Source organism: Prolixibacter sp. SD074 (assembly GCF_009617895.1).
Taxonomy (GTDB): domain Bacteria; phylum Bacteroidota; class Bacteroidia; order Bacteroidales; family Prolixibacteraceae; genus Prolixibacter.
Genome location: NZ_BLAW01000001.1, coordinates 1,465,937 through 1,487,470 on the forward strand (window position 1 = coordinate 1,465,937; position 21,534 = coordinate 1,487,470).

At 44.2% G+C, this 21,534-nt stretch carries 17 protein-coding genes; 12 read left to right on the forward strand and 5 right to left on the reverse strand.

Annotation, left to right across the window (positions count from 1 at the left end):
• Window positions 1-4: 4 nt before the first annotated feature.
• Window positions 5-2,878: a PD-(D/E)XK nuclease family protein gene (locus GJU82_RS06475; protein WP_153631400.1), complete on the reverse strand. Its 2,874-nt coding sequence runs from the start codon at window positions 2,876-2,878 to the stop codon at window positions 5-7.
• 204 nt (window positions 2,879-3,082) lie between these two features.
• On the opposite strand from GJU82_RS06475, the gene GJU82_RS06480 reads away from it, so the two are divergent.
• Window positions 3,083-5,797: a 2-oxoglutarate dehydrogenase E1 component gene (locus tag GJU82_RS06480; protein ID WP_153631401.1), complete on the forward strand. Its 2,715-nt coding sequence runs from the start codon at window positions 3,083-3,085 to the stop codon at window positions 5,795-5,797.
• Between the two features lie 38 nt (window positions 5,798-5,835).
• Window positions 5,836-7,119, forward strand: a complete 1,284-nt coding sequence (gene odhB, locus GJU82_RS06485; RefSeq protein WP_153631402.1) for a 2-oxoglutarate dehydrogenase complex dihydrolipoyllysine-residue succinyltransferase — start codon at window positions 5,836-5,838, stop codon at window positions 7,117-7,119.
• A gap of 78 nt (window positions 7,120-7,197) precedes the next feature.
• Here odhB and GJU82_RS17160 read toward each other — a convergent pair whose 3' ends face one another.
• The gene (locus tag GJU82_RS17160; RefSeq protein ID WP_194830982.1) at window positions 7,198-7,587 is read right to left on the reverse strand and encodes a S9 family peptidase; all 390 of its coding nucleotides are present in this window, start codon (window positions 7,585-7,587) and stop codon (window positions 7,198-7,200) included.
• A gap of 538 nt (window positions 7,588-8,125) precedes the next feature.
• Here GJU82_RS17160 and GJU82_RS06495 point away from each other — a divergent pair.
• Entirely contained in the window at window positions 8,126-8,572 is a 447-nt protein-coding gene (locus GJU82_RS06495) for a nitrophenyl compound nitroreductase subunit ArsF family protein (protein WP_153631403.1), read from the forward strand.
• A gap of 30 nt (window positions 8,573-8,602) precedes the next feature.
• Here the strand turns inward: GJU82_RS06495 and GJU82_RS06500 are convergent, their stop codons facing one another.
• Together GJU82_RS06500 and nfo are read right to left on the reverse strand one after the other, a co-directional pair.
• Window positions 8,603-8,950, reverse strand: coding sequence for a hypothetical protein (locus tag GJU82_RS06500; RefSeq protein WP_194830983.1), 348 nt, complete (start codon window positions 8,948-8,950; stop codon window positions 8,603-8,605).
• A gap of 63 nt (window positions 8,951-9,013) precedes the next feature.
• Window positions 9,014-9,859: a deoxyribonuclease IV gene (gene nfo, locus GJU82_RS06505; protein WP_153631405.1), complete on the reverse strand. Its 846-nt coding sequence runs from the start codon at window positions 9,857-9,859 to the stop codon at window positions 9,014-9,016.
• A 338-nt stretch (window positions 9,860-10,197) separates the two neighbouring features.
• Between nfo and GJU82_RS06510 the strand changes: the two genes are divergently transcribed.
• Window positions 10,198-11,550, forward strand: coding sequence for a BamA/TamA family outer membrane protein (locus tag GJU82_RS06510; protein ID WP_153631406.1), 1,353 nt, complete (start codon window positions 10,198-10,200; stop codon window positions 11,548-11,550).
• 211 nt (window positions 11,551-11,761) lie between these two features.
• Here GJU82_RS06510 and GJU82_RS06515 read toward each other — a convergent pair whose 3' ends face one another.
• Window positions 11,762-11,902: a hypothetical protein gene (locus GJU82_RS06515; protein ID WP_153631407.1), complete on the reverse strand. Its 141-nt coding sequence runs from the start codon at window positions 11,900-11,902 to the stop codon at window positions 11,762-11,764.
• A gap of 324 nt (window positions 11,903-12,226) precedes the next feature.
• Here GJU82_RS06515 and GJU82_RS06520 point away from each other — a divergent pair, with 324 nt between their 5' ends.
• The 8 genes from GJU82_RS06520 (at window position 12,227) to GJU82_RS06555 (ending at window position 21,182) form a co-directional block, all read left to right on the forward strand.
• Window positions 12,227-14,575, forward strand: a complete 2,349-nt coding sequence (locus GJU82_RS06520; RefSeq protein ID WP_153631408.1) for a T9SS type A sorting domain-containing protein — start codon at window positions 12,227-12,229, stop codon at window positions 14,573-14,575.
• A gap of 170 nt (window positions 14,576-14,745) precedes the next feature.
• Window positions 14,746-15,705 carry a sensor histidine kinase gene (locus GJU82_RS06525; protein WP_194830984.1) on the forward strand — a complete coding sequence of 320 codons (960 nt, stop codon included), beginning with the start codon at window positions 14,746-14,748 and terminating at the stop codon, window positions 15,703-15,705.
• Window positions 15,702-16,343, forward strand: a complete 642-nt coding sequence (locus GJU82_RS06530; RefSeq protein WP_153631410.1) for a response regulator transcription factor — start codon at window positions 15,702-15,704, stop codon at window positions 16,341-16,343. Before GJU82_RS06525 ends, GJU82_RS06530 begins: the two co-directional genes overlap by 4 nt.
• Before the next feature lie 122 nt (window positions 16,344-16,465).
• Complete coding sequence (locus tag GJU82_RS06535) at window positions 16,466-17,575, forward strand: porin (protein ID WP_194830985.1); 1,110 nt, start codon at window positions 16,466-16,468, stop codon at window positions 17,573-17,575.
• Between the two features lie 36 nt (window positions 17,576-17,611).
• Window positions 17,612-18,559 carry a PstS family phosphate ABC transporter substrate-binding protein gene (locus GJU82_RS06540; RefSeq protein WP_153631412.1) on the forward strand — a complete coding sequence of 316 codons (948 nt, stop codon included), beginning with the start codon at window positions 17,612-17,614 and terminating at the stop codon, window positions 18,557-18,559.
• A 45-nt stretch (window positions 18,560-18,604) separates the two neighbouring features.
• The gene (gene pstC / locus GJU82_RS06545) at window positions 18,605-19,492 is read left to right on the forward strand and encodes a phosphate ABC transporter permease subunit PstC (RefSeq protein WP_228488594.1); all 888 of its coding nucleotides are present in this window, start codon (window positions 18,605-18,607) and stop codon (window positions 19,490-19,492) included.
• Complete coding sequence (locus GJU82_RS06550; protein ID WP_153631413.1) at window positions 19,489-20,343, forward strand: PstA family ABC transporter permease; 855 nt, start codon at window positions 19,489-19,491, stop codon at window positions 20,341-20,343. The genes pstC and GJU82_RS06550 overlap by 4 nt, the downstream gene beginning before the upstream one ends.
• Window positions 20,340-21,182, forward strand: a complete 843-nt coding sequence (locus GJU82_RS06555) for a phosphate ABC transporter ATP-binding protein (protein WP_228488595.1) — start codon at window positions 20,340-20,342, stop codon at window positions 21,180-21,182. Before GJU82_RS06550 ends, GJU82_RS06555 begins: the two co-directional genes overlap by 4 nt.
• Window positions 21,183-21,534 lie beyond the last annotated feature (352 nt).

Genomic DNA, 21,534 nt, shown 5'->3' on the forward strand with positions numbered 1-21,534 from the left:
TTTTTTATCCCCTCCGGCAAATATTCTTATAGGCGCAGTAGCGGCATGTCTCTTCCTTTTCCGTTTGGAAAAAAGGTACATTGGTATCAAAAATTTCTTCCAGGAGGCGAACCAAGTTTTTATTGAATGCCTCCTGATGTTCCACGTAATTGACCGGCTGATTTCCCAATTCCTTGCTCGTCACAGTCGGTTGGAAATCTTTTTCGAATATTCTGCGCAAAGCATAAATACCAGTCTGAATAATTCCCTCCGATTTCCGGTTAGCATAGACAACAGCTGCATAAATCAACGTCTGAAGAGCTGCCTTATTTCGGTTCATTTTTTCGCGATCGAACAAATCATCCAGCATTGTAAAGCTTAAATCGGCCTTACCTGTTTTGTAATCCAAAATTTCCAGAACGCCATCCCGCTTATCAATACGGTCAACTTTTCCACCAACCAGCACGGTCCTTTCTCCGTCGCTTAAAGGAAAATCGGCCTTGAATTTGTTTTCGAGCCCTTCGATGGTAATTGGCGCACGTTTTTTATCCACCTCAAGTACCTGCCGCACATATTTCTTCACAATTTCTCCAACCAGCCAATTGCGCCCGCGAAGGACAACCTGTTCAGAACCGGTTCCTCCCTTGAAATAATTATCGCGGAATGACTGCAGCACTAAATTCTGAATCTTCTCTACGTCGTCCATCAATCCCTGAATATCACCGGCACCCAATTCTTTACAAAGAAAAGGTGTATACAACGCCTCCATGGTGTCGTGAAACAAATTTCCAAAGATACGGGCGTCAACCTCTTCGGTTACTTCATCCGGCTCTTCCAAGCCGGCGCTGTACCGGAAATAAAATTGTAACGGACAGGTCAAATACTTATCGATAGCGCTGGGCGAAAGTGCCCGTTTGCCATTAAGATACGGCAACAGAGGAGCCATCACCTCTTCTGTTTTCTGAACAACTATTGGAACCGGGGAAAGCGTGGAAACCTCCATTGAAACACTTGTTTCCTTAATATCCAACGGCGTTTCCATTTGCAACTGGTATAAATAACGGCTCTTCTCGCCGACAAAAAGCCCCTCGGTACCCGAATGATAGACAAATGTTACATTCTCGGCCCGCTGAAGCAGCCGGTAAAAATAGTAGGCGTACATGGCGTTCATCTCTTCGACTGAAGGCAAACCAAAGCCACGCCGCAAATTATAAGGAATGAAAGAGGCTTTCGCCGAAGTTTTTGGCATCACACCATCGTTCATCGAGAGAATAACCAGGTTGCGGAAATCAAGCGCCCGGGTTTCCAGAATACCCATCACCTGTAAGCCCTGAAGCGGTTCTCCTTCGAAAGGCACGGTGATACCTCCCAGATATTGGCCCAGAAAACGGAAATAGGTCTCTCTTGTCAGGAAATCCTTGTTTCCAAAAATCTTCTTACCACTGGTTTGCAACACATCTTTCAGCCGGTTTACAGCCAGGTACAACTGAAACAGATACTCCTTGTGCAATTGATGCCGGATTTCATTTTCATCAGAAGGCAGCCGGGTAAATACCGAGCGAAGGATATCCAGGAAATAACCGGAATAGGCATCAATGGATCGCGGCAATTGAAAAATCAGGCTCAGGAATGGCGTTTCCTGCAATTTTCTCACCGGAAGGTACACTATGTTTTGAGAAATAATCTCTTCCGTCAACTTCCGGCTTACTTCCGGCTCAATAACCGAAACCAACTGGTGCCCCAAAAGCGCCAGTACATTTTTATAGTAAAAAACAGGTTCCCCATGCGTGCGGATATTTCGCTGCAACTCGATCAGTTGATTTACCAAACTATAGGCAGGACTGGCGTTCACCGGAAATCCCATCGTCACATTCACCTTTCCAATTTGCTGCGGCAAAGTTCCTAAAACCGGTAAAAGTAAACCTTCGTCACACAAAACGACAGCCGCATCATCAAACTGCCGGTCGGGAACCGGTATTTTCATCAACTGATTGGAAGCAACCTGTGCCTGTCCTACCTGCGAAGGCACATTAATGATTTCAACCTGCGGAGGATGTTGCATAAAACCAGATTCACCACCCAAAGAAGCTGACTGCGGAAATTTTTTCAGGTTCTTCCGCATAAACAAACCTGCTTCCTGCTGCGGGTCATCCAAATAATAGCGGTCATAATCCCAATAAAACCGGGCTTTTTCGGTTTCCATGAAGAACGAAAACAATATCTCTTCACACCGGTTCAGGGCATTAAAACCCGCCAGTATAATATCGCCGTCATGCTTTAGTTGCAGCTTTTTCTCCTTAATTCGTTGTGCGGTTTCCCGATAAATCATCCCTTCAAAAGCCACGCCTTCGTTTTGCAGGCGCTGTCTGAATTTTTCGTATATAGGAAAGAGCGATTGCCAGATACGTAAAAATTCATTCTGGTTCGGCGTTTTGTCGCGGTTATTCAGGCTACGCCAAAAACCAGTCATATGCTCCCGGCTTTCATCATCGTAATCCTGAAAAAGTAAATCAATCTCTTTTAAATCGGAAATATTTTGGAAGAGGGCGGCCGCATCAACATTGTATTTATCGATATCATCGAAATCGTTGACCAACATTTCGCCCCAGAAATAAAAATCATCAAATGATTCTTCCGAGCCGGTAACTTCGCGATAGATTTCATACAAATAAAAAACGAGCGTGAGTGGATCGGCAACATGTAAATCGGTCTGACGGGCAAAAAAATCGCTGATGGTAACGATTTCCGGACTGAAAATCGGTTGAGAAACCTTTCGGTTGAGATAATTAATGAAAAAAATTCCCGCCCTCCGGTTCGGAAAAATGATCATTTGCCCCGAGATATTGTCTCCGTAAACCTCGTATAAATGGTCGGCCAGCCGTGCTAAAAATCCTTGCATAAAATTATTTATCTGTTTATTCAGAACTATTTAAACCTTTATTGGTTTTCACTGGGAAAAATGAAGCAGAAGTGTAAAGTTGATACTTTTTTATCAATCATCACACTTCTTTGAAAAATCATCAACGAAAGTTTAAAATTTTACTGAACATATGTCGGTACATCTTTGTATTGTTTTTATCATCAACTTATGAATAACACTAACATGGACAAATTCTCACAGGTTGGCAACCAAGAGATTGGGGCGATAGAGGATCTATACAAAACGTACCTTGAGGATCCGGAGAATGTGGATGCAAGCTGGAAAGCATTTTTCAAAGGCTTCGAATTCGCCCGTCAGTCGTGGGCCGACGCCGAAACACCTGAGGATTGCAAACACCTGGACAAAGAGTTTAAAATTCTGAATCTCATTCACGGTTACCGACAACGAGGTCACCTGTTCACCCGGACCAACCCGGTGCGAACACGCCGGGCTTACTCACCGACACTTGATATCGAAAACTTTGGTTTAAGTGACACGCATCTGAATACCGTTTTCCAGGCGGGAAACGAAATTGGCATCGGTCCGGCATCGCTGCGTGATATTGTCGCGCACCTTGAAACAACGTACTGCGAATCAATCGGTGTGGAGTATCTTTACATGCGGGACCCCGAAGTGATTAACTGGCTTCGCGAACGCATGGAGAGTACCAAAAACCAGCAGGAGTTCACCGACGAAAACCGGAAGCACATCTTCTATCACCTGAAACTGGCGGTAGGATTTGAAAACTTCATCCATAAGAAGTTTGTGGGACAAAAGCGTTTTTCCCTGGAGGGAACGGAAACTCTGATTCCGGCGATGGACGCTATCATCGAACGTGGTGCAGAACTGGGAATCGAGGAATTTGTGATTGGAATGTCACATCGGGGCCGATTAAACGTACTGGCCAATATCCTGGAAAAACCATACAGGAATATTTTCAAGGAATTTTACGGAACTGAATTTGAAGAAGGAATTGCCCTTGGCGATGTAAAATATCACCTGGGCTATGAAAACGAGGTGACCACCGATCAGGGCCATAAAGTAAAACTGAACCTTCTTCCCAACCCATCGCACCTGGAAGCGGTGGCACCGCTAGTAGAAGGGGTAGCCAGGGCCAAGCTGGACCACGAATATGGTAAAGAATTCAAGAAACTGGCCCCTATCGTCATCCACGGCGATGCCGCTATTGCCGGTCAGGGAGTCGTTTATGAAACGGTTCAAATGTCGCAGTTGAAGGGGTATAAAACCGGAGGTACCATTCACCTGGTAGTGAATAACCAGGTTGGTTTTACCACCAACTACCTCGATGCCCGTTCCAGTACGTACAGCACCGACGTTGCAAAGGTTACCCGCTCTCCTGTATTTCATGTCAATGGCGACGACGTGGAAGCCCTCATCTTTACGATAAAATTGGCGATGGAGTTCCGGCAGCAATTCGAATCCGATATATTCATTGATATTCTTTCCTACCGGAAATACGGACACAACGAAGGTGACGAACCGCGTTTTACACAGCCTACGCTGTATAAAGCAATCGCCAGTCATCCCAATCCGCGCGATCTCTACGCTGAAAAACTGATACAAAAAGGTATCATGACCAAGGAGGAGATCCAAAAAGAAATTGATGATTTCAACCAAGCGCTCGAAGTAAATTACGAAGAGAGCCAGCACATTCAAAAGCTTCGTATCCAACGGTTTTTGCTTGATGAATACAAAAATTACCGGTTACCGGAGCCAACTGAATCGGACCATGATACCGATACTGGTTACGATATCGGACAACTGAAGGCTATTGCCGAAAAAATGAACACGCTTCCGGATGATAAGAGCTTTTTCCGGAAAATTGTCAAGCTCCTCAACGATCGGAAAAAAGCAGCATCCGACAACCGGCTCGACTGGGCGATGGGCGAATTACTTGCCTATGCCGCATTGTTATTGGAAGGTCATCCGGTCCGCATAGGCGGCCAGGACAGCGAACGTGGTACATTTGCCCACCGGCACGCGGCATTGGTAATGGAAGCTACGGATGAAAAGTACTTCCCGCTCAAACATCTTAGCGAAAGCCAGGCGCCTTTTCATATTTACAATTCGCCGTTGAATGAATATGCGGCCATGGGATTCGAATATGGTTATGCCCTCGCGTGCCCGAAAGGATTAACCATCTGGGAAGCTCAGTTTGGTGATTTTAGCAACGTTGCCCAGGTAATTATCGACCAATATATCAGTTCTGCCGGTGAAAAATGGGGCATGATGAACGGTCTGGTACTGATGCTTCCGCATGGATACGAAGGCCAGGGACCGGAGCACTCCAGCGGCCGCATCGAGCGTATGCTTTCGCAAGTTGCCGGCAACAACATGCAAGTAATGCTGCCAACTACTCCGGCCAGCCTGTTTCATATGCTGCGCCGTCATGTCAAATGGGATTTCCGGATTCCAATGATCATTTTCACACCGAAGAGCCTCTTGCGCCATCCGAAAGCTATTTCCAGCTTTGAAGATTTGGCTCATGGTAAATTCCAGCCGCTGATTCCGGATAACACCGTTAAAACGGGAAAAGCCTCCAAACTGGTATTTACTACCGGAAAAATTTATTACGAGTTGATAGAACGGCGCGATGAATTGAAACAGAATGATGTGGCCATTATCCGCATCGAACAATTATATCCGTTCCCGGTAGAAACCGTCAGAAATATTATCTACGAAAATAAAAATGCCAAATGCAAACTCTGGGTTCAGGACGAACCGGAAAACATGGGAGCCTGGCCATACATTGCCCGCAAGTATCCGGGCTTGAACCTTGACGTAATTTCCCGGCCCGAAAGTGCCAGTCCGGCCGGCGGATTGATGGAACAACATAAACGACGCCTCGAACGAATCATGGAAGCTGTTTTTAAATAAACCAAAGCAATCACAATTCATCAAAAAAGTATCATAAGATGATCATCGAAATAAAAGTACCCAGTCCCGGTGAATCTATCACCGAAGTAGAGATAGGAAGATGGCTCGTTTCTGACGGTGATATAGTGGAAAAGGACCAGGAAATAGCAGAAGTTGAATCAGATAAAGCCACCCTGGCCCTGGTGGCTACCGAAGCCGGAGCAGTAAGTTTTAAAGCGGAGGAAGGTGATTCCATTAAGGTAGGCGGTGTTGCCTGCACCATTGACACGGACAAAGCCGGAGAAGCTCCTGCAGCACCAAAGGAGGAACCTAAAGCTGAAGAGAAAAAGGAAGCTACGGAAGAAAAGAAACCAGAAGCTGAATCGAAAAAACCTGAACCACCCAAGGCGGAGAAAAAGATAGAAACGACCAAACCACCAGGTGAGGATGTATCTCATGTAAAAACGACTCCTGCAGCCAAAGCAGTAATGGAAGCCGAAGGTTTATCTGTAGAAGAAGTGCTCGAAGGATTACGGCGACTTTCCCGCAAGGATGTCGAAACAGCTGCAGGTGCACTGAGAAATCATCCGTCGCTTCAGAAGCTGGAAGCCAGTCGCGAAGAGGATCGGCAAACAATGACCTCGTTGCGGAAAAAGTTGAGTCAACGCCTGGTTTCCGTGAAGAATGAAACGGCCATGTTGACGACATTCAACGAGCTGGACATGAGCAGGGTTATGCAATTACGCAAAACTTACCAGGAAAAATTCGTTGAAAAACACGGATTCAAACTGGGATTCATGTCTTTCTTCACTAAAGCAGTCAGCGAAGCCCTGAAACTACATACTGGAATCAATTCCATGATTGAAGGCGATGAGATTGTTACACCTCGTTACCATGACGTGGGTATTGCCGTAATGACTCCAAAAGGACTGATGGTCCCGATTGTACGCAATGTGGAGGCCAAATCGATTCCGGAAATTGAACTGGAAATTAAAGAGCTGGCAGCTAAAGCCCGTAACCGGAGGCTGACCATCGAAGAAATGACCGGCGGAACCTTTACCATTACCAACGGTGGTGTGTTTGGCTCACTGATGTCTACCCCCATTATCAATCCGCCGCAAAGCGGAATTCTGGGAATGCACAGCATCAAAGAACGCCCCATTGCCGTAAACGGTAAAGTGGAAATTCGTCCGATGATGTATACTGCCCTCTCCTATGACCATCGTGTTATCGATGGAAAAGATTCGGTCGGTTTCCTTGTCGACTTAAAGGAATTTATTGAAAATCCTGAGAAGCTGCTTTTCGGCGGAAGCTCTCCCGATGAGTTACTACTGGATTTATAATATTTCAGCCAAAACATTTGGCATAAAAAAGCGGGGCCATTTTCCAGGTTCCGCTTTTTCACCTTGATATATTGTCTTTTACCGGGTAATTGTAATGGGGACACATTTTTCGAATACCTTCTCATCCGTTGTCACAGAAGTCAACCAAATTTCAAAATCGCCAGCTTCATCCCCTGTATCAAATGCAACATGAACCTGATTATTTTTATCAGCAACTGCATCCGGGTTCCGGTACAAAGTATTTCCCGGCATCAATGGCGTATCGACTTTATCGGCATAAAACAGCGGCGGGTCCTCGATGTAGCGCCATGGTTTGTCCCATAAGGTTCCACCCAGCCTGCTTTGTGTATGCTTGCACTGAAACATCCGGCTCAAACCACTTCCCCAGCGAATGCCACCATAGGCACTGGTCATATTGCTAACCGGAGCGCGGGCCATAGCTGCAGCAAACAGATTGTTTTGCGTCACCAGGTAGGCGGTTTAAAATTGTCAAAGGTTAGTGGTTTCTTCTCCTGCTGAGCAGATACGCCCGCAGCAAACCAGACAAGAAACATTGAAAGGAATATTTTTTTCACTTGGAAAGAATTTATTAGGTTATCAGTTTTCAAACTCGAATATTGAGTCTGCTCCGAAAAGTCTGAGTTCATTGATTTTCAACTTCTTTACCCCTGATCCCTAAAGGGGAACTCGCTGAAAATCAATGAACTCTTCAAGGTCCCCTTCAGGGTTCCGATACTTCGGAATAGGGGTTTTTGACTTTTCGGAGTGGACTCAATACTCACACCTTTCATCCCTGAAAAGAAAACAATAAAAATGTAGATAATAAAGAGCATTATGTGACTTAACCCACTTCTAAGTTTATTTAATTCTGTGTATCTTGAAAAGAAAAAGGCCGCTGCTCTACTGTTTTTGAATCATAAAGTATGAGCAAGTATCTCAAAAGAATGTAAACAAAAACCGATATCCACATTAAAGTCTTATTTCCGAACGCTTAATCTGACACAACATGAAAAACTACTTCCTTATATCCATCATAGCGCTGGCTGTATTTACAGCCTGCAAACCAGGGCATCAAAAGGAAGCGCAGCGAAAAGCAGCCATGGAGACCGACACAATCATTTCGATTCCGCCCCACACGGTGAATGTATATTATTTTCACGGCGATAAACCCTGCACCACATGCCAGGCCGTGGGTAATGTAGCGAAAGAAACGGTGATGAAATACTTTGCCGATTCGATGAATGTTCACTTTATCGACATCAATATTAACCGGAAGCCTAACCGTAAACTGACCCGCTACTACCATGTTACCAATACATCCATCGTAGTTGCCGGACGCGAAGGGTACGATAACCTGACCAAAGAGGCGTTTGATTATGCTGTTAAAAAGCCTGATAAACTGGAAATAATAATAAAGGAAACTATTATGCAACGGGAAGAGTATAACAGATAATATTCGTAACCATACCCATTCATTCCCCTGTTATTTGTTGCAAAAGAAACGGCAGGGGAATTTTAATTTAATGTGAGATATTACAACCAGCCCTTGCGGTGAAAATACCAAAGCGTCAGTACCGAGGAAGCCAGCATCAGTAAAGGTGTCCTGTAAAAATTCCAGACGTTCGAAGCTGAACGCCGTATGCCCCAGCAGCGAACCCACATCTTTCAGCATAATGTGCAAATGTCCCTCCTTCTTGTTATGAAAACGTTCACTTTTCAGGTTGGACGACATGACCCGCTGCTTGTCCACGATGTTCTCGCGCAGCAACATGGTGGCCTCCTGCAAGTGAGTAATTACGATTTCACAGCAGGCCCGAAACGGGCCGTACAAAATTAATAAATTCGGTGGGGCAAACACCACCCCGCCAATTCTTTTTCCGTAACCGGAAAAGGCCTACTCGTTGGCAAACCCGTACAACATAGCAATTTCTTCGGGCCAGGCTTCCGTGTCCGGCGTCTCCAGAATAATGGGAATGTCATCGAAACGGCTATCCTGCGCCATCCGGCGGAATGCCTCCTTCCCGATGAAACCTTTGCCAATGCTATCGTGCCGATCGACGTGACTGCCCAACTCCTTTTTCGAATCGTTCAGATGAATACCCTTCAGGTAATGCAGCCCGATAATTTCCTCAAAGTTCCCGAACGTTTCCGCATATCCTTCATCAGTTACCAAATCGTAGCCGGATGTAAACGCATGGCAGGTATCGATGCATACCCCCACCCGCGGCTTGTCTTCCACCTGGTCGATGATTTCCGCCAGCTGTTCGAACGAAAAGCCCAGGTTGGTTCCCTGTCCGGCTGTATTTTCAATAACAGCCGTCACGCCCCTGGTTTTCTCCAGAGCCAGATTGATGGAACCGGCAATCCTGGTCAGGCATTCCTTTTCCGAAATTTTATTCAGGTGACTTCCCGGATGGAAGTTGAGTAACGATAACCCCAACTGTTCACAACGCTGCATCTCGTCTAGAAACGCATCCCGCGATTTTTGCAGGCCTTCCTTTTCGGGATGCCCCAGGTTAATAAGGTAACTATCGTGCGGCAAAATGTGCTTCGGGTTGTAACCGTATTTTTCGCAGTTGCCCTTGAAACCGTCAATACTTTCCTGCGAGAGCGGTTTGGCTGCCCACTGCCTTTGGTTCTTCGTAAAAAGGGCAAAAGCTTTCGCCCCGATGGCATGGGCATTCGCCGGCGCGTTTTCCACACCTCCGGCTGCACTCACGTGTGCTCCTATGTATTTCATCTGTTTATCATTTATTTTCAATTGTCAGATGGAACTCGTCCCGACGTTTCGGGACTCGTTTCATGTTCTTTAAATTACCAGACTTAAATTTCATCCGATTATTTTACCCCACCCAACCTCTCTTGAAGGAGCGGCTTTGAAGTCCCTTCCAGTGGATTTAGGGGTGACGTCTTCCGGATAAAGGATTAACAAAATAAAAAGTTCGTACGTACGGAACAAAATAATTCACACTCACGCGACTTCTCATCTTCAAGTAGCCTTAGCGTACTTTTCCGTTTTGTAAATAAAAAGGAAAACGCCATCTTGCCGCCGTCATCTGGCAATTTGAAAAACCTGAAATGAAAAAGATTCTTTTCCTGTCCGCTTTGCTTGCATTTGTTCCGTTTTGGGGCATAGCGCAGCAAGACAATCAAAAAAATACTGAGAAAAAAGAGATAAAAACCGGATGGAACATGGGCGCGCTGCCTGCCATTTCGTTCGACAGCGACCTGGGTTTTCAGTACGGCGCGGCCGTGAACTTCTTCAACTACGGCGACGGCAGTAATTATCCCGGCTACAACCATTCGCTGTATTTCGAAGTTTCGCGTTACACCAAAGGCAGTGGAACTTACCGATTTTACTACGATTCGGAAGCGCTGATTCCCGGCATCGAGATCACCACGGACTTAAGTTATTTGCCCGATGAAGCTTACGATTTTTTTGGCTTCAACGGTTACGAGGCGGCCTACAACAAAAACTGGATTGACGATACCTCCCCGGATTACCGTACCCGGATGTTTTACAAGTTTCATCAAAAGCTCTTCCGGTTTAAAACCGATATTCAGGGCGATTTGGGCAACTCGAATTTCCGCTGGCTGGTTGGTTTCAACCTGCTGAATTTTAATATCAGCTCCGTTGATGTCGACAAAATGAACAAAGGAAAGAAAGAAACCGACAAACTGCCACCGGTAAGCGAACAACCCGGACTGTACGAAAAATACCAGCAATGGGGCATCCTTTCGGCGAAAGAAGCGAATGGCGGTTTTGTCCCCATTGTGAAAGCCGGGATGGTGTACGACACCCGCGACAACAAACCCAACCCGATGCACGGTACCTGGGCAGAAGCGGAACTGGCCACCGCTCAAAAATTTATGGGCGCCGAAAGCAGTTTTGCCAAGCTGTCCATCACCCAACGACAGTATTTCACCCTGATTAAAAACGACCTGTCGTTTGCTTATCGTGTTCAGTGGCAGCAAACCATTGGCGGTCACGCACCGTTTTATTACCAGCCACAAATCATTTCATCGGCACTGCGCGGCTCATCGTCGTCGGGATTGGGAGGCGCTAAAACCTTGCGGGGAATACTCCGTAACCGGATTGTCGGCGACGGAATTGTGATGGGGAACACCGAACTGCGCTGGAAATTTGCCCGCATTGAAAAGTGGAACCAGCATTTTTACTGCGGACTGAACGGTTTTCTCGATTTCGGACGTGTGGTGAAGAAACTGGATATACAGAATAAGATTACCAACATGGCCGAGCCCATGAACCAGTATTTCAATTTTGGCGCCGAAAAGATGCACTACAGCATCGGTGCCGGACTTCGCCTGGCCATGAACCAAAACTTCATTGCAGCGCTCGACTATGGTATTGCGCTCAATAAACAGGATGGTGATTCGGGTATCTATATCGGGTTGAATTACCTGTTCTAAGAAAAACGTATTTCTAATCAGGCATGCAATGATTGGATTCGATAACGGCAAAATAACCTTGAGCATTCGTATATCAAGATGGTTGCCCGCCTCACACACAACGTTCAGAAGCATTTTACCGTGCCGCCCTGTACATTTTCCCCACGCAAATGCCGAAGTATACTTCATCGTTGTATAGCAGGGAGCTCACCTGGCTTTGAAAGTCTACTCATTAAGAGTTCTTCAATAACTGAATCACTACATCCAAACCATCGAGATAGTAAATAATAAAATATTTTTTTATATCTTCCCCTTCCCAAAGGAACAGCAGTTTCAGTACAGATAAAATAATCAGTTTACAAATTAAGAACATGAACGTCATGTTTGTATGTATTGCCTGAAAAACAGGCCAAAGAGAAGACAAGATTAACCTAAATCCAGGCGATGCCTATGTAAAAGTCAAAGCAACACACATCACAAATGCACCGGCTTGTATCCAATAGCACATGTCGGAGTATTATCCAATCCACTAGTTGACATTACGATAAAAACGAACCAGACTAAAACGCGATTAATTTTTGGGGAACGGATAAGGAGTGTACCTGAGATTACGAAAACGATATAGCTAATCTCTATTGGAATGGTATGCCCCGATCTCCAACCTACGCAGAGGTTCATTAACTAAAACTAGTTTTCTATGAAAAAGAAAAAGTTTCTTTTCCACATTTTGATTGTGGGTTTAATCGTACTGTCATTTACCGGAAAAACCAGAGCACAAAACGATGCCATGATGCAAGCCTTTTACTGGAATGTACCGGTTGACGAAGCAAACAAAAACGGTACTTGGTGGGACAACCTGGCATCAAAAGCCAGCGAACTAAAAAATGCCGGAATTACCGGAATCTGGATTCCTGCCCCATCCAAAGGGAACTGGGGAATTACCGATATGGGCTATGGAATTTACGACCATTACGACTTGGGGAATTACAATCAAAAAAACACGGTCGAAACGCGCTTTGGTTCACGTGCCGAATTGGAGAACATGATTGCCACCATGCATAATACAGCCGGAGGCGCACCCTACCTGAATGTTTATGCTGATGCCGTGCTAAACCATGTTTATTCCGGCGACGAAAACGATGAAGCCAATCCGGCCGTAAAAGGATATGTGTTCGACGAAGCTTTCCGGAACAGTACTCAATACGTGCCCTACCCCACCAATGAAATTAAATGGGTCATTCCCAATGCTGCTGCAGGTAGTTATTACATCAAAATAAAGGGTTACTATCTTGATTACTCCCTCAACTACACCGATCGGGGCTATGACTGCGAAATTGACTGGACCGGTGCCGGATTTAGTAGCGCTTATAACTGGGAGGCCGAACCCAATAACGGAAACGGTGAAACCAATGATTTCGGAATATCAGGTTCTACCATGCGTGGATTTATCGGTTACGACGGTGACATTGATGAGTACGAAGTTACCTTGACTTCAACTCATGACATCGTCATCAAACTCACTGCCCGTAGCCAGGGAACTGACGGAAGCTGGAACTGGGCCGATCAAACACATGGTTACTATCCATTTGAGATTTGGTATAACGGAACCAATCTGGCAACTTCTACATTGGAAGCCCATACGAATACTCATATCACCTATGTGAATCACACCGGAACGGATGAAGCAAATTATGCCTGGACCTATACCGATTTCCACCCGGTAGATGCCAATGACTTTTTAACCGGTTGGAACTGGAACGGACAAGATGCCTTAATCCCCAATACCAAAGGATTTGGAAACGATTTCAACACCTATAGTACTACACTACAAAGCCGCTTGAATGCCTGGGGCTACTGGATGGCCAATCAAATTGGGTTCGATGGATTCCGCCTTGATTTTGTGCGTGGATACCAGATTGATTTTATCTCCTCCTGGATTAACAACCTACCATTGGAAGGTGGTGCCCAGCGTTTTATCGTCGGTGAATATTGGGGTGTCGACTACCAGATTAAAAACTGGGTGGAAGGATTGGCCGCACAGGGTGCCGACGCCGATGCTTTTGACTTTCCGCTGAAAAGCTCATTAACCAGTATGTGTAATGGCGATGCCAGTTTTGATATGCGTTGGCTGAATCATGCCGGAATGGTGCGTAACGACCAAGGAAATACATTACCGGGAACTTCGGTAGTTACCTGGCTCGAGAACCACGATACCGGGAAAGAACATGACAAATGGGTAACAAAGGACTGGGAAATGGGGTACGCATATATCCTTACGCATGAAGGCCGCCCCTGTATTTTCTATCCTCACTATTTTGGAGTTACACTGGTTGATAATAGCAACTCAACTCTTACTGTTTCTATACCATCTAGTCTGAAGGACGATATCAACAAGCTGCTTTTTGTCCGTAAAACCTATTTGAATGGCGGATTAACGGTGCTGACCGAAACCGGAGATCCTTACCCTGCAGGTAACGCAGCCAACGTATATGTGGCCCGTCGTGATGGCAATGGTACAAAAGACGGTGCGATTGTCGTGATAAACAATAACTCTTCTACCGAAGGTGTATGGGTAACCGCTAATGCTACCGGTTTTTCAAACTGGTCGAACACTACACTAAAGGATGCATTTACCGGGGCAACGACCGATGTTTATGCCGACGGCCGTGTCTGGGTTGAAGCGCCCGCCCGCGGTTACGCCATCTACGTACAATCGAACGATTATGAAGCCTATACTGCCCCGTTAAAAGCAGCTACTATACCCCAGTTAGACAAAAGTAAAGTAAGCGCCGAAGGCATGGTGGTATACCCCAATCCGGTGAATGAGATGGCAACCATTTCTTTCACCTCCGGCGAAGACGGAATGGCCAATATTCAAATCTTTGATGCGGGCGGACGTGTGGTTAGATCATGGAATCAATCGGTTTCAGAGGGGAGAGAAACCAGCATCCAGTGGAGTGCACAGAGAGAACAGTCCGGGTTGTATTTCTGCACAATTTCCCTCAACGGGAAAGTGACCAGTCAAAAAATTATTGTCAGACACTAAAACCTTGAAATCCCGGTGATCACAAACCCTGACAGGCCCGTACCGATAGGGATAAACCTGTGAACATTATCATTGCAGGCAGCAATGTTGAAATTCTTAAATTGTTCCATTTTCTAATTTTACTTTTAAATTAAACAATATTTATTAAAATTTAAAAGATAAACCAGATGTTGAAAATCGCTTTGCTTCTCTCAATGCTTTTTCAAGTTGTTGCTACAATTCTCGCAATCAGCCTAATACGTCGAACAAGATTTAATATATCATGGATATTAATTTCCTGCGCTTTTATTTTAATGGCTTTACGGAGATTATTTGAGTTTTCAGAATTTTTCTGGGAATCGAAATTATTTCTTAAAGAAGAAATAAATGGCTGGATTGGAGTTTTGATTTCGGTGTCTGTTTTTGTAGGGGTGATTTTTATAAAAAAGATTTTTAATCTGCAGGATGAGATTGAGAAGTTAAGAAAAGAAAATGAAAAAAAAATCTTGTCTGCCATTATTAACACAGAGGAAAAGTCAAGGCAAACATTTGCCCGGGAATTACACGACGGAATGGGGCCGTTGTTATCGTCGATAAAGATGACACTGAGCGCTGTGAATAAAGAAAACCTGACCCCAATAAACCGTAAAATTATTGAAACCGCACACAATGCTGCAAGCGATTCAATTGTTACGCTAAAAGAGATTGCCAATAACATGAGCCCGCACCTGTTAACAAACTATGGCCTAAAACAAGCCCTTGACACATTGGCGGCTCAACTTTTTTCTCAAAAAAACATTGGGTATGAATTTGATTTTCAATTCGATGAAAAACGGCTATCAGATGAAATGAACATCAATTTCTACCGGATTATTTCTGAATTGATGAACAACAGTTTTATTCATGCTAATCCACAAAAAGTATATGTGGAGATAAAAGAAGAAGAAACATATATTCATATCCGCTATCTGGATGACGGGAAAGGCTTTGAATATGAACCGATAAACGAAAAGTACAGCGACAAGGGAATGGGGATGAATAATATTTTTTCCCGGACCAAATCACTAAACGGACATTATTCAATTGTAACAGCACCGGAGAATGGTTTTTTAATCGAATTCTTTTTCCCGTTAAACAAAACAAAACAATGAATAAAGTTGATATTTATATTGTGGACGACCACGGCCTGTTTAGGCAAGGATTGAAACTGTTGCTTTCCAACCTTAATTTTATTGGAAAAATAGTTGAAGCAAATAATGGAGAGGAGTTTATAACAGGTTTGAAAAACAATCCGGTTGATGTGGCTTTAATTGACATTGAAATGCCGGTTATGAACGGAATTGAGGCAGCCAAACGGGCCAGGGAAATTCAACCTTCCATCAAAATCCTTGCTTTATCCATGTATTCCGATAAAAATTATTACCTGAGCATGATTGATGCAGGAGCTTGTGGTTTTCTGCTGAAAAATTCCAATTTTGATGAAGTGGAAAAAGCAATTACAGACGTTTGTAACGATAAAAGCTACATATCCATCGAAATCCTGAACGAAATCCTGAAATACCCTGACAAAGCCAGTTTTAACGTTCTTGACAGTGAATTAACTGAACGGGAAACAGAAGTTTTGTTGTTAATCTGCAAAGGGTTAACAAACAGTGAGATTGCAGACAGGTTGGCACTCAGCAAACGAACGGTTGACAAACACCGGGAAAACCTTCTGCTTAAAACCCAATCGAAAAATACGGCCAACCTGGTTATCTATGCCATAAAGAACGGTTTGCTTCAAATCTGATAATCCTTGTTCTACGTTTAAAGACGTAGTCGGAAATTTACGTTTTTAGACTGTTCCCTGATTGATTTAGCCAAAATACTTTTGTAAAGTAAGTTTTAAAATCAATCAGGAGAAATAAAAGTGTGAAAAAACTACTTTTTACAATCACCCTGCTGGGAGTTGTTGCTTTCACAGCAAAATCGCAAACTTCTGACGACATTTTGAATGTCCTCACGCAGAAAAAACTGATTAAAGCAAGCGAGGCGGGTTCCATCCGCTCTGCCAGTAAAAACAGTTCGACGCCAGTTTTGGCAGGTAAAAAAATACAATTGTCTGGCTATACGCAGGTACGTTATCGTTCGTCCGTTGAATCCGGTAAAGCTGACGGCTTCGATATCCGGCGCGCCCGGCTTGGCCTGAGAGGCAATCTTTCCAAAGTATGGGGCTACCGTTTACAGTTTGAACTGGCCGGGACACCTAAGATTCTTGATGCATATGCTGAAGCGAAGTTGAATGACTGCTTCAAATTCACATTCGGGCAAGCCAAAATTCCCTTCTCGCTGGAAAACCTGGCGGGTTCGGCCAGGCTCGACCTGATTGATCGCTCGCAGGTAGTGGAAGCACTTGTTTCACGGGGAAGCGATGTTTTGGGTAACCAGAGTGGACGGGATATCGGGATCCAGGTTGGAGGAACACTTGTGAAACATGAAAATCGTTCACTGCTTGATTACCGCTTGGGAATCTTTAACGGTGGCGGTATCAACACGGCAGACAAAAATGATAACAAAGACTTTGCAGCACGGCTGGTTGTTCACCCAATAGCAGGATTAGACCTGGGCGCATCCCTGTATAATGGAAAACGCTTTGTTCCCGGACAGACTTCCGGAACGGTGACGACACCCTCCCGCAACGTTGACCGCAACCGTTATGGGTTTGAACTGGCTTACGATTATAAAAGCCTGAATGTGACCGGTGAATACATTCATGGTAATGACGGCAATACTGATCGCGAAGGTTATTATGTGAAGGCTGGGTATTATTTTGTTCCAAAGAAATTTCAGTTTGTAGCTAAATATGATTTTTACGACCCGAACCTGGATATAACTGACAATGCCCCTGCCTGGTACGTTTTAGGAGGCAACTACTATTTTATCAGCAATGCAAAACTTCAACTCAATTACACCATCAAACAGGAACAGGGTACAAGTATTGATAACAACCTGACAACCTTGCAACTTCAAATAAATTTCTAGTTATTCAATCGTTAAATATTATAAAAATAGAGAAGTATGAAAAAGAATAATTTTAATTTAATTTTATTTATGGCTGTGTCCATTCTTTTATCTGCTTGCTCATCAAGCAAAAAGAAAGAACAAACCATCAGTCTCTCCGGGGCATTTGCACTCTATCCGCTGGCCATTAAATGGAGTGAAGAATACAAAAAGGAAAATCCGGATATACGATTTAATATTTCAGCCGGTGGCGCTGGTAAAGGTATGGCCGATGCACTTTCGGGCACGGTTGACCTGGGCATGTTTTCACGCGAAATTGCACAGGCCGAAATCGATAAAGGCGTTTGGTGGGTTGCCGTTACAAAGGATGCCGTTATTCCAACGGTTAATGCTGCCAATCCGGTTTTTGATATTCTGAAAACCAGGGGGGTAACAAGGGAAGAATTCCAGGGGCTGTATATTGATGGAAAGTATTCGAACTGGAACCAGCTACCAGGAATAACTATTGACCAGCCCATTAATGTCTTCACCCGTTCTGATGCCTGTGGCGCTGCCGGTACATGGGCAGCCTACCTTGGAGGGACACAGGAGGATCTGAAGGGAGTGGGTGTGTTTGGCGACCCCGGATTGGCAGATGCTGTGGTAAAAGATGAAAAAGGAATCGGGTTCAATAACTCCATTTATCTGTACGATTTAAAAACAGGAAGTAAGAATCAGGGGATTGAAGTAATTCCGATTGACGTTAACGAAAACGGGAAATTAGATGCGGAAGAAAATTTTTACGACACGTTTGACCAGGTGCTGGCGGCCATTGCTACCGGGAAATACCCTTCGCCACCGGCACGCGAACTTTATTTGGTCGCCAAAGGAAAACCAACAAAACAAGCTACGCTCGATTTTCTAAACTGGGTAGTAACCAAAGGGCAAAAATTTGTATCGAAAGCTGGTTACGTCCCTTTAACACAATCAAAGCTGGATGAACAAGTTGCCAAATTGGATAAATAACAGAGTTGATACACACCTGAATTGAATAAAAAAACAAAACAAAATATGAACAGAAAAAGGATGTTAACCAATTTATTGGTTAACATCTGGATGCAGGGAGGCCTGTATATTTTACTGGCTATTCCTGTTCTCATTGCCATTGGGTTGTACTGGAAAGCTGCCCCGCTTTTAAATGAACATTCGCTGGCAGACCTGATTTTTTCTTCGAAATGGTTCCCCATGAAAGGTGAATTTGGTTTTTTGCCTTTTATTTTCAGTTCGTTTTATGTAACCCTGCTGGCTTTTATCCTTTCAGCGCCACTATGTTTGTTTGCTGCCATTTATCTTACCCAGTTTAGCAACAGGCGATTGTTGAATTTTATGCTTCCGGTTATCGATATCCTTGCCGGAATTCCATCGGTGGTTTATGGGGTTTGGGGAATTCTTGTAATCGTTCCGTTGGTTTCGGGGCGCATTGCTCCTTTTTTCGGCTCAACCAGCTCTGGTTACAGTTTGCTAGCCGGAGGAATCGTTTTGGCTGTGATGTGTATTCCTTATATGCTGAATATGCTTATCGAAGTTTTCCATACCATTCCGGTGGGGATGAAAGAGGCTTCTCTGTCGCTGGGCGCCACACACTGGGAAATGGTAAAACATGTTATCATCCGAAAGGGCTTCCCCGGAATTATTTCAGCCTTTGGACTGGGAATTGCCAAAGCTTTTGGCGAAACTATTGCCGTTTTAATGGTGGTTGGAAATACACTGAACCTTACACTTTCTCCGCTAAAACCGGGTTATCCGTTACCAGCACTAATTGCCAATAATTACGGCGAAATGATGTCGATTCCCGATTACGACTCGGCGCTTATGTTTGCCGCATTGCTCTTATTTGTTGTGATTTTAATTATCAACCTGTTTTTCAGGTATTTTATTCACAAAACCGAAAAAATATGAACCGCTGGAAACTAATAGAGGAATGGATATTTAAAATTATTTCTTTCGTTGCTGCCTATTCTGTGGTGCTAATACTGTTATACTTATTGATTGTTGTTTTCAATAAAGGAATTGGCGCGTTATCATGGGAAATTGTGTTTTCCATGCCTGCGGGTGGTTACTATTTTGGTGGCGGCGGCGGAATCTTAAACGCTATCGTTGGTTCTTTTTACGTTTCAATCGGGGCAACCGTTCTGGCGATAATTATTGGACTGCCGGCGGCATTGTTTATAAATGTTCAGCTTATCAGGTTAAAACGGACTCAGAACACAATTCGCTTTTTGCTTGATGCACTTTGGGGAATTCCTTCAATTGTGTATGGGGCATTTGGTTTTGCAGTAATGCTTTTTTTCGGACTAAATGCGTCACTTTTAGCCGGAATAATAACCGTGGCATTATTGATAACGCCAATTTTGGTCCGCGCTTTCGATGAAGTTTTAAAAACTATTCCGGTGGAACTCCAGGAAGCTTCTTATTCGCTCGGGTCAACACGGACAGAGACTGCATTAAAGGTGTTGTTCAAACAAGGTTTTGCAGGTTTCATAACAGCCCTTTTACTTGCCTTTGGACGTGGGATTGGCGATGCTGCATCGGTGCTTTTTACAGCGGGTTTTACCGATAATATCCCGGTAACATTTGACGAACCTGTTGCGACTTTGCCCCTGTCTATATTTTTTCAATTAAGTTCTCCCATCGAAGAAGTTCGGCAACGTGCTTATGCAGCTGCAGTTGTACTAACCGTAATTATTTTAATCATCAGTGTTTCTGCACGCTTCCTTTCTAAAAGATATTCAAAAAACATTATCAAATGAAACAACTGGCGTTTACACATCAACCAAGTCTTTCATCAGAAAGCGTTACCCTGCAAAACGAAATAGAAATGGCAGAAGAAATTAAAGATACCCCCATCATCGAAATAAAGGATTTAAACGTGAAAACCAGGGAAGGGAAAATTTTAAAAAACATCAACCTTGAAATCCCCAAGAACAAAATTATTGTCCTGCTGGGGCCATCAGGTTGCGGGAAAACCACGTTGCTGAAAAGCTTAAACCGGCTGACCGACCTGCACAAAGAACTGGAAGTTTCGGGTAAGATTCTTATTGACGGGCAGGATATTATGAAGGCGGGCCAAAATCTTGCAGCCATGCGGCAAAAAATGGGTTTGCTTTCGCAAAGGCCGTTCCCGTTACCTGCTTCCATTTATAAAAATGTGGCTTACGGGTTAAAGCTAAAAGGAATACGCTCTAAAAGATTAATTGCACATAGTGTGGAAACAAACCTGAAAAGGGTAGGTTTATGGAATGAGGTAAAAGACCGGTTGAAAAGCCCCGCCACCAGCCTTTCCAATGGCCAGCAACAGCGGCTCTGCCTGGCCCGGGGCCTGGCAGTTAAACCGGCAATTATTTTAGCCGATGAGCCAACATCAGCCCTCGACCCGATTTCGACAAAAATCATTGAAAACTTATTTAAGGATTTAAAACAACATTATACCATTATCCTGGTAACACACGTGCTTAGGCAGGCATTACGCCTTGCCGACCATGTGGTATTTATGTATTATGGGGAAATTATTGAACAAGGCCATCCTGATGAAATTTTGAAAAACCCTAAAACGGCAGTTCTTAAAAAGTATCTGGTAGATGGGAACTGATTATGCATTAAAATGATGTTAATGCGCGTGTTAAGCCAAATATGTATTTCCTGTTTCCCGCAAATCTGCCCGGCTGTGCCATTCAGACGGGGCGCAGGGGCGCAAAGTTTTTTACAATTCTGCTTCGTTAAATTTTACTTGTTTTTTAGCGGCCTGGCGTGAATTTGATTTTCGTTATCGGGGCATTTTGCGCGGCCGGCCAATGCAGAGGAGTATAACGAAACAAAAAACGGGACCAAAAAGGTTAACAGCACGCGGTAAATACTTATACCTTCAATTGAAAAATTAAAAAGTTCCGGATTATTTATAATATTCAAAATAACGCCAACCAAAACCGCCACCCGCAAAGCTC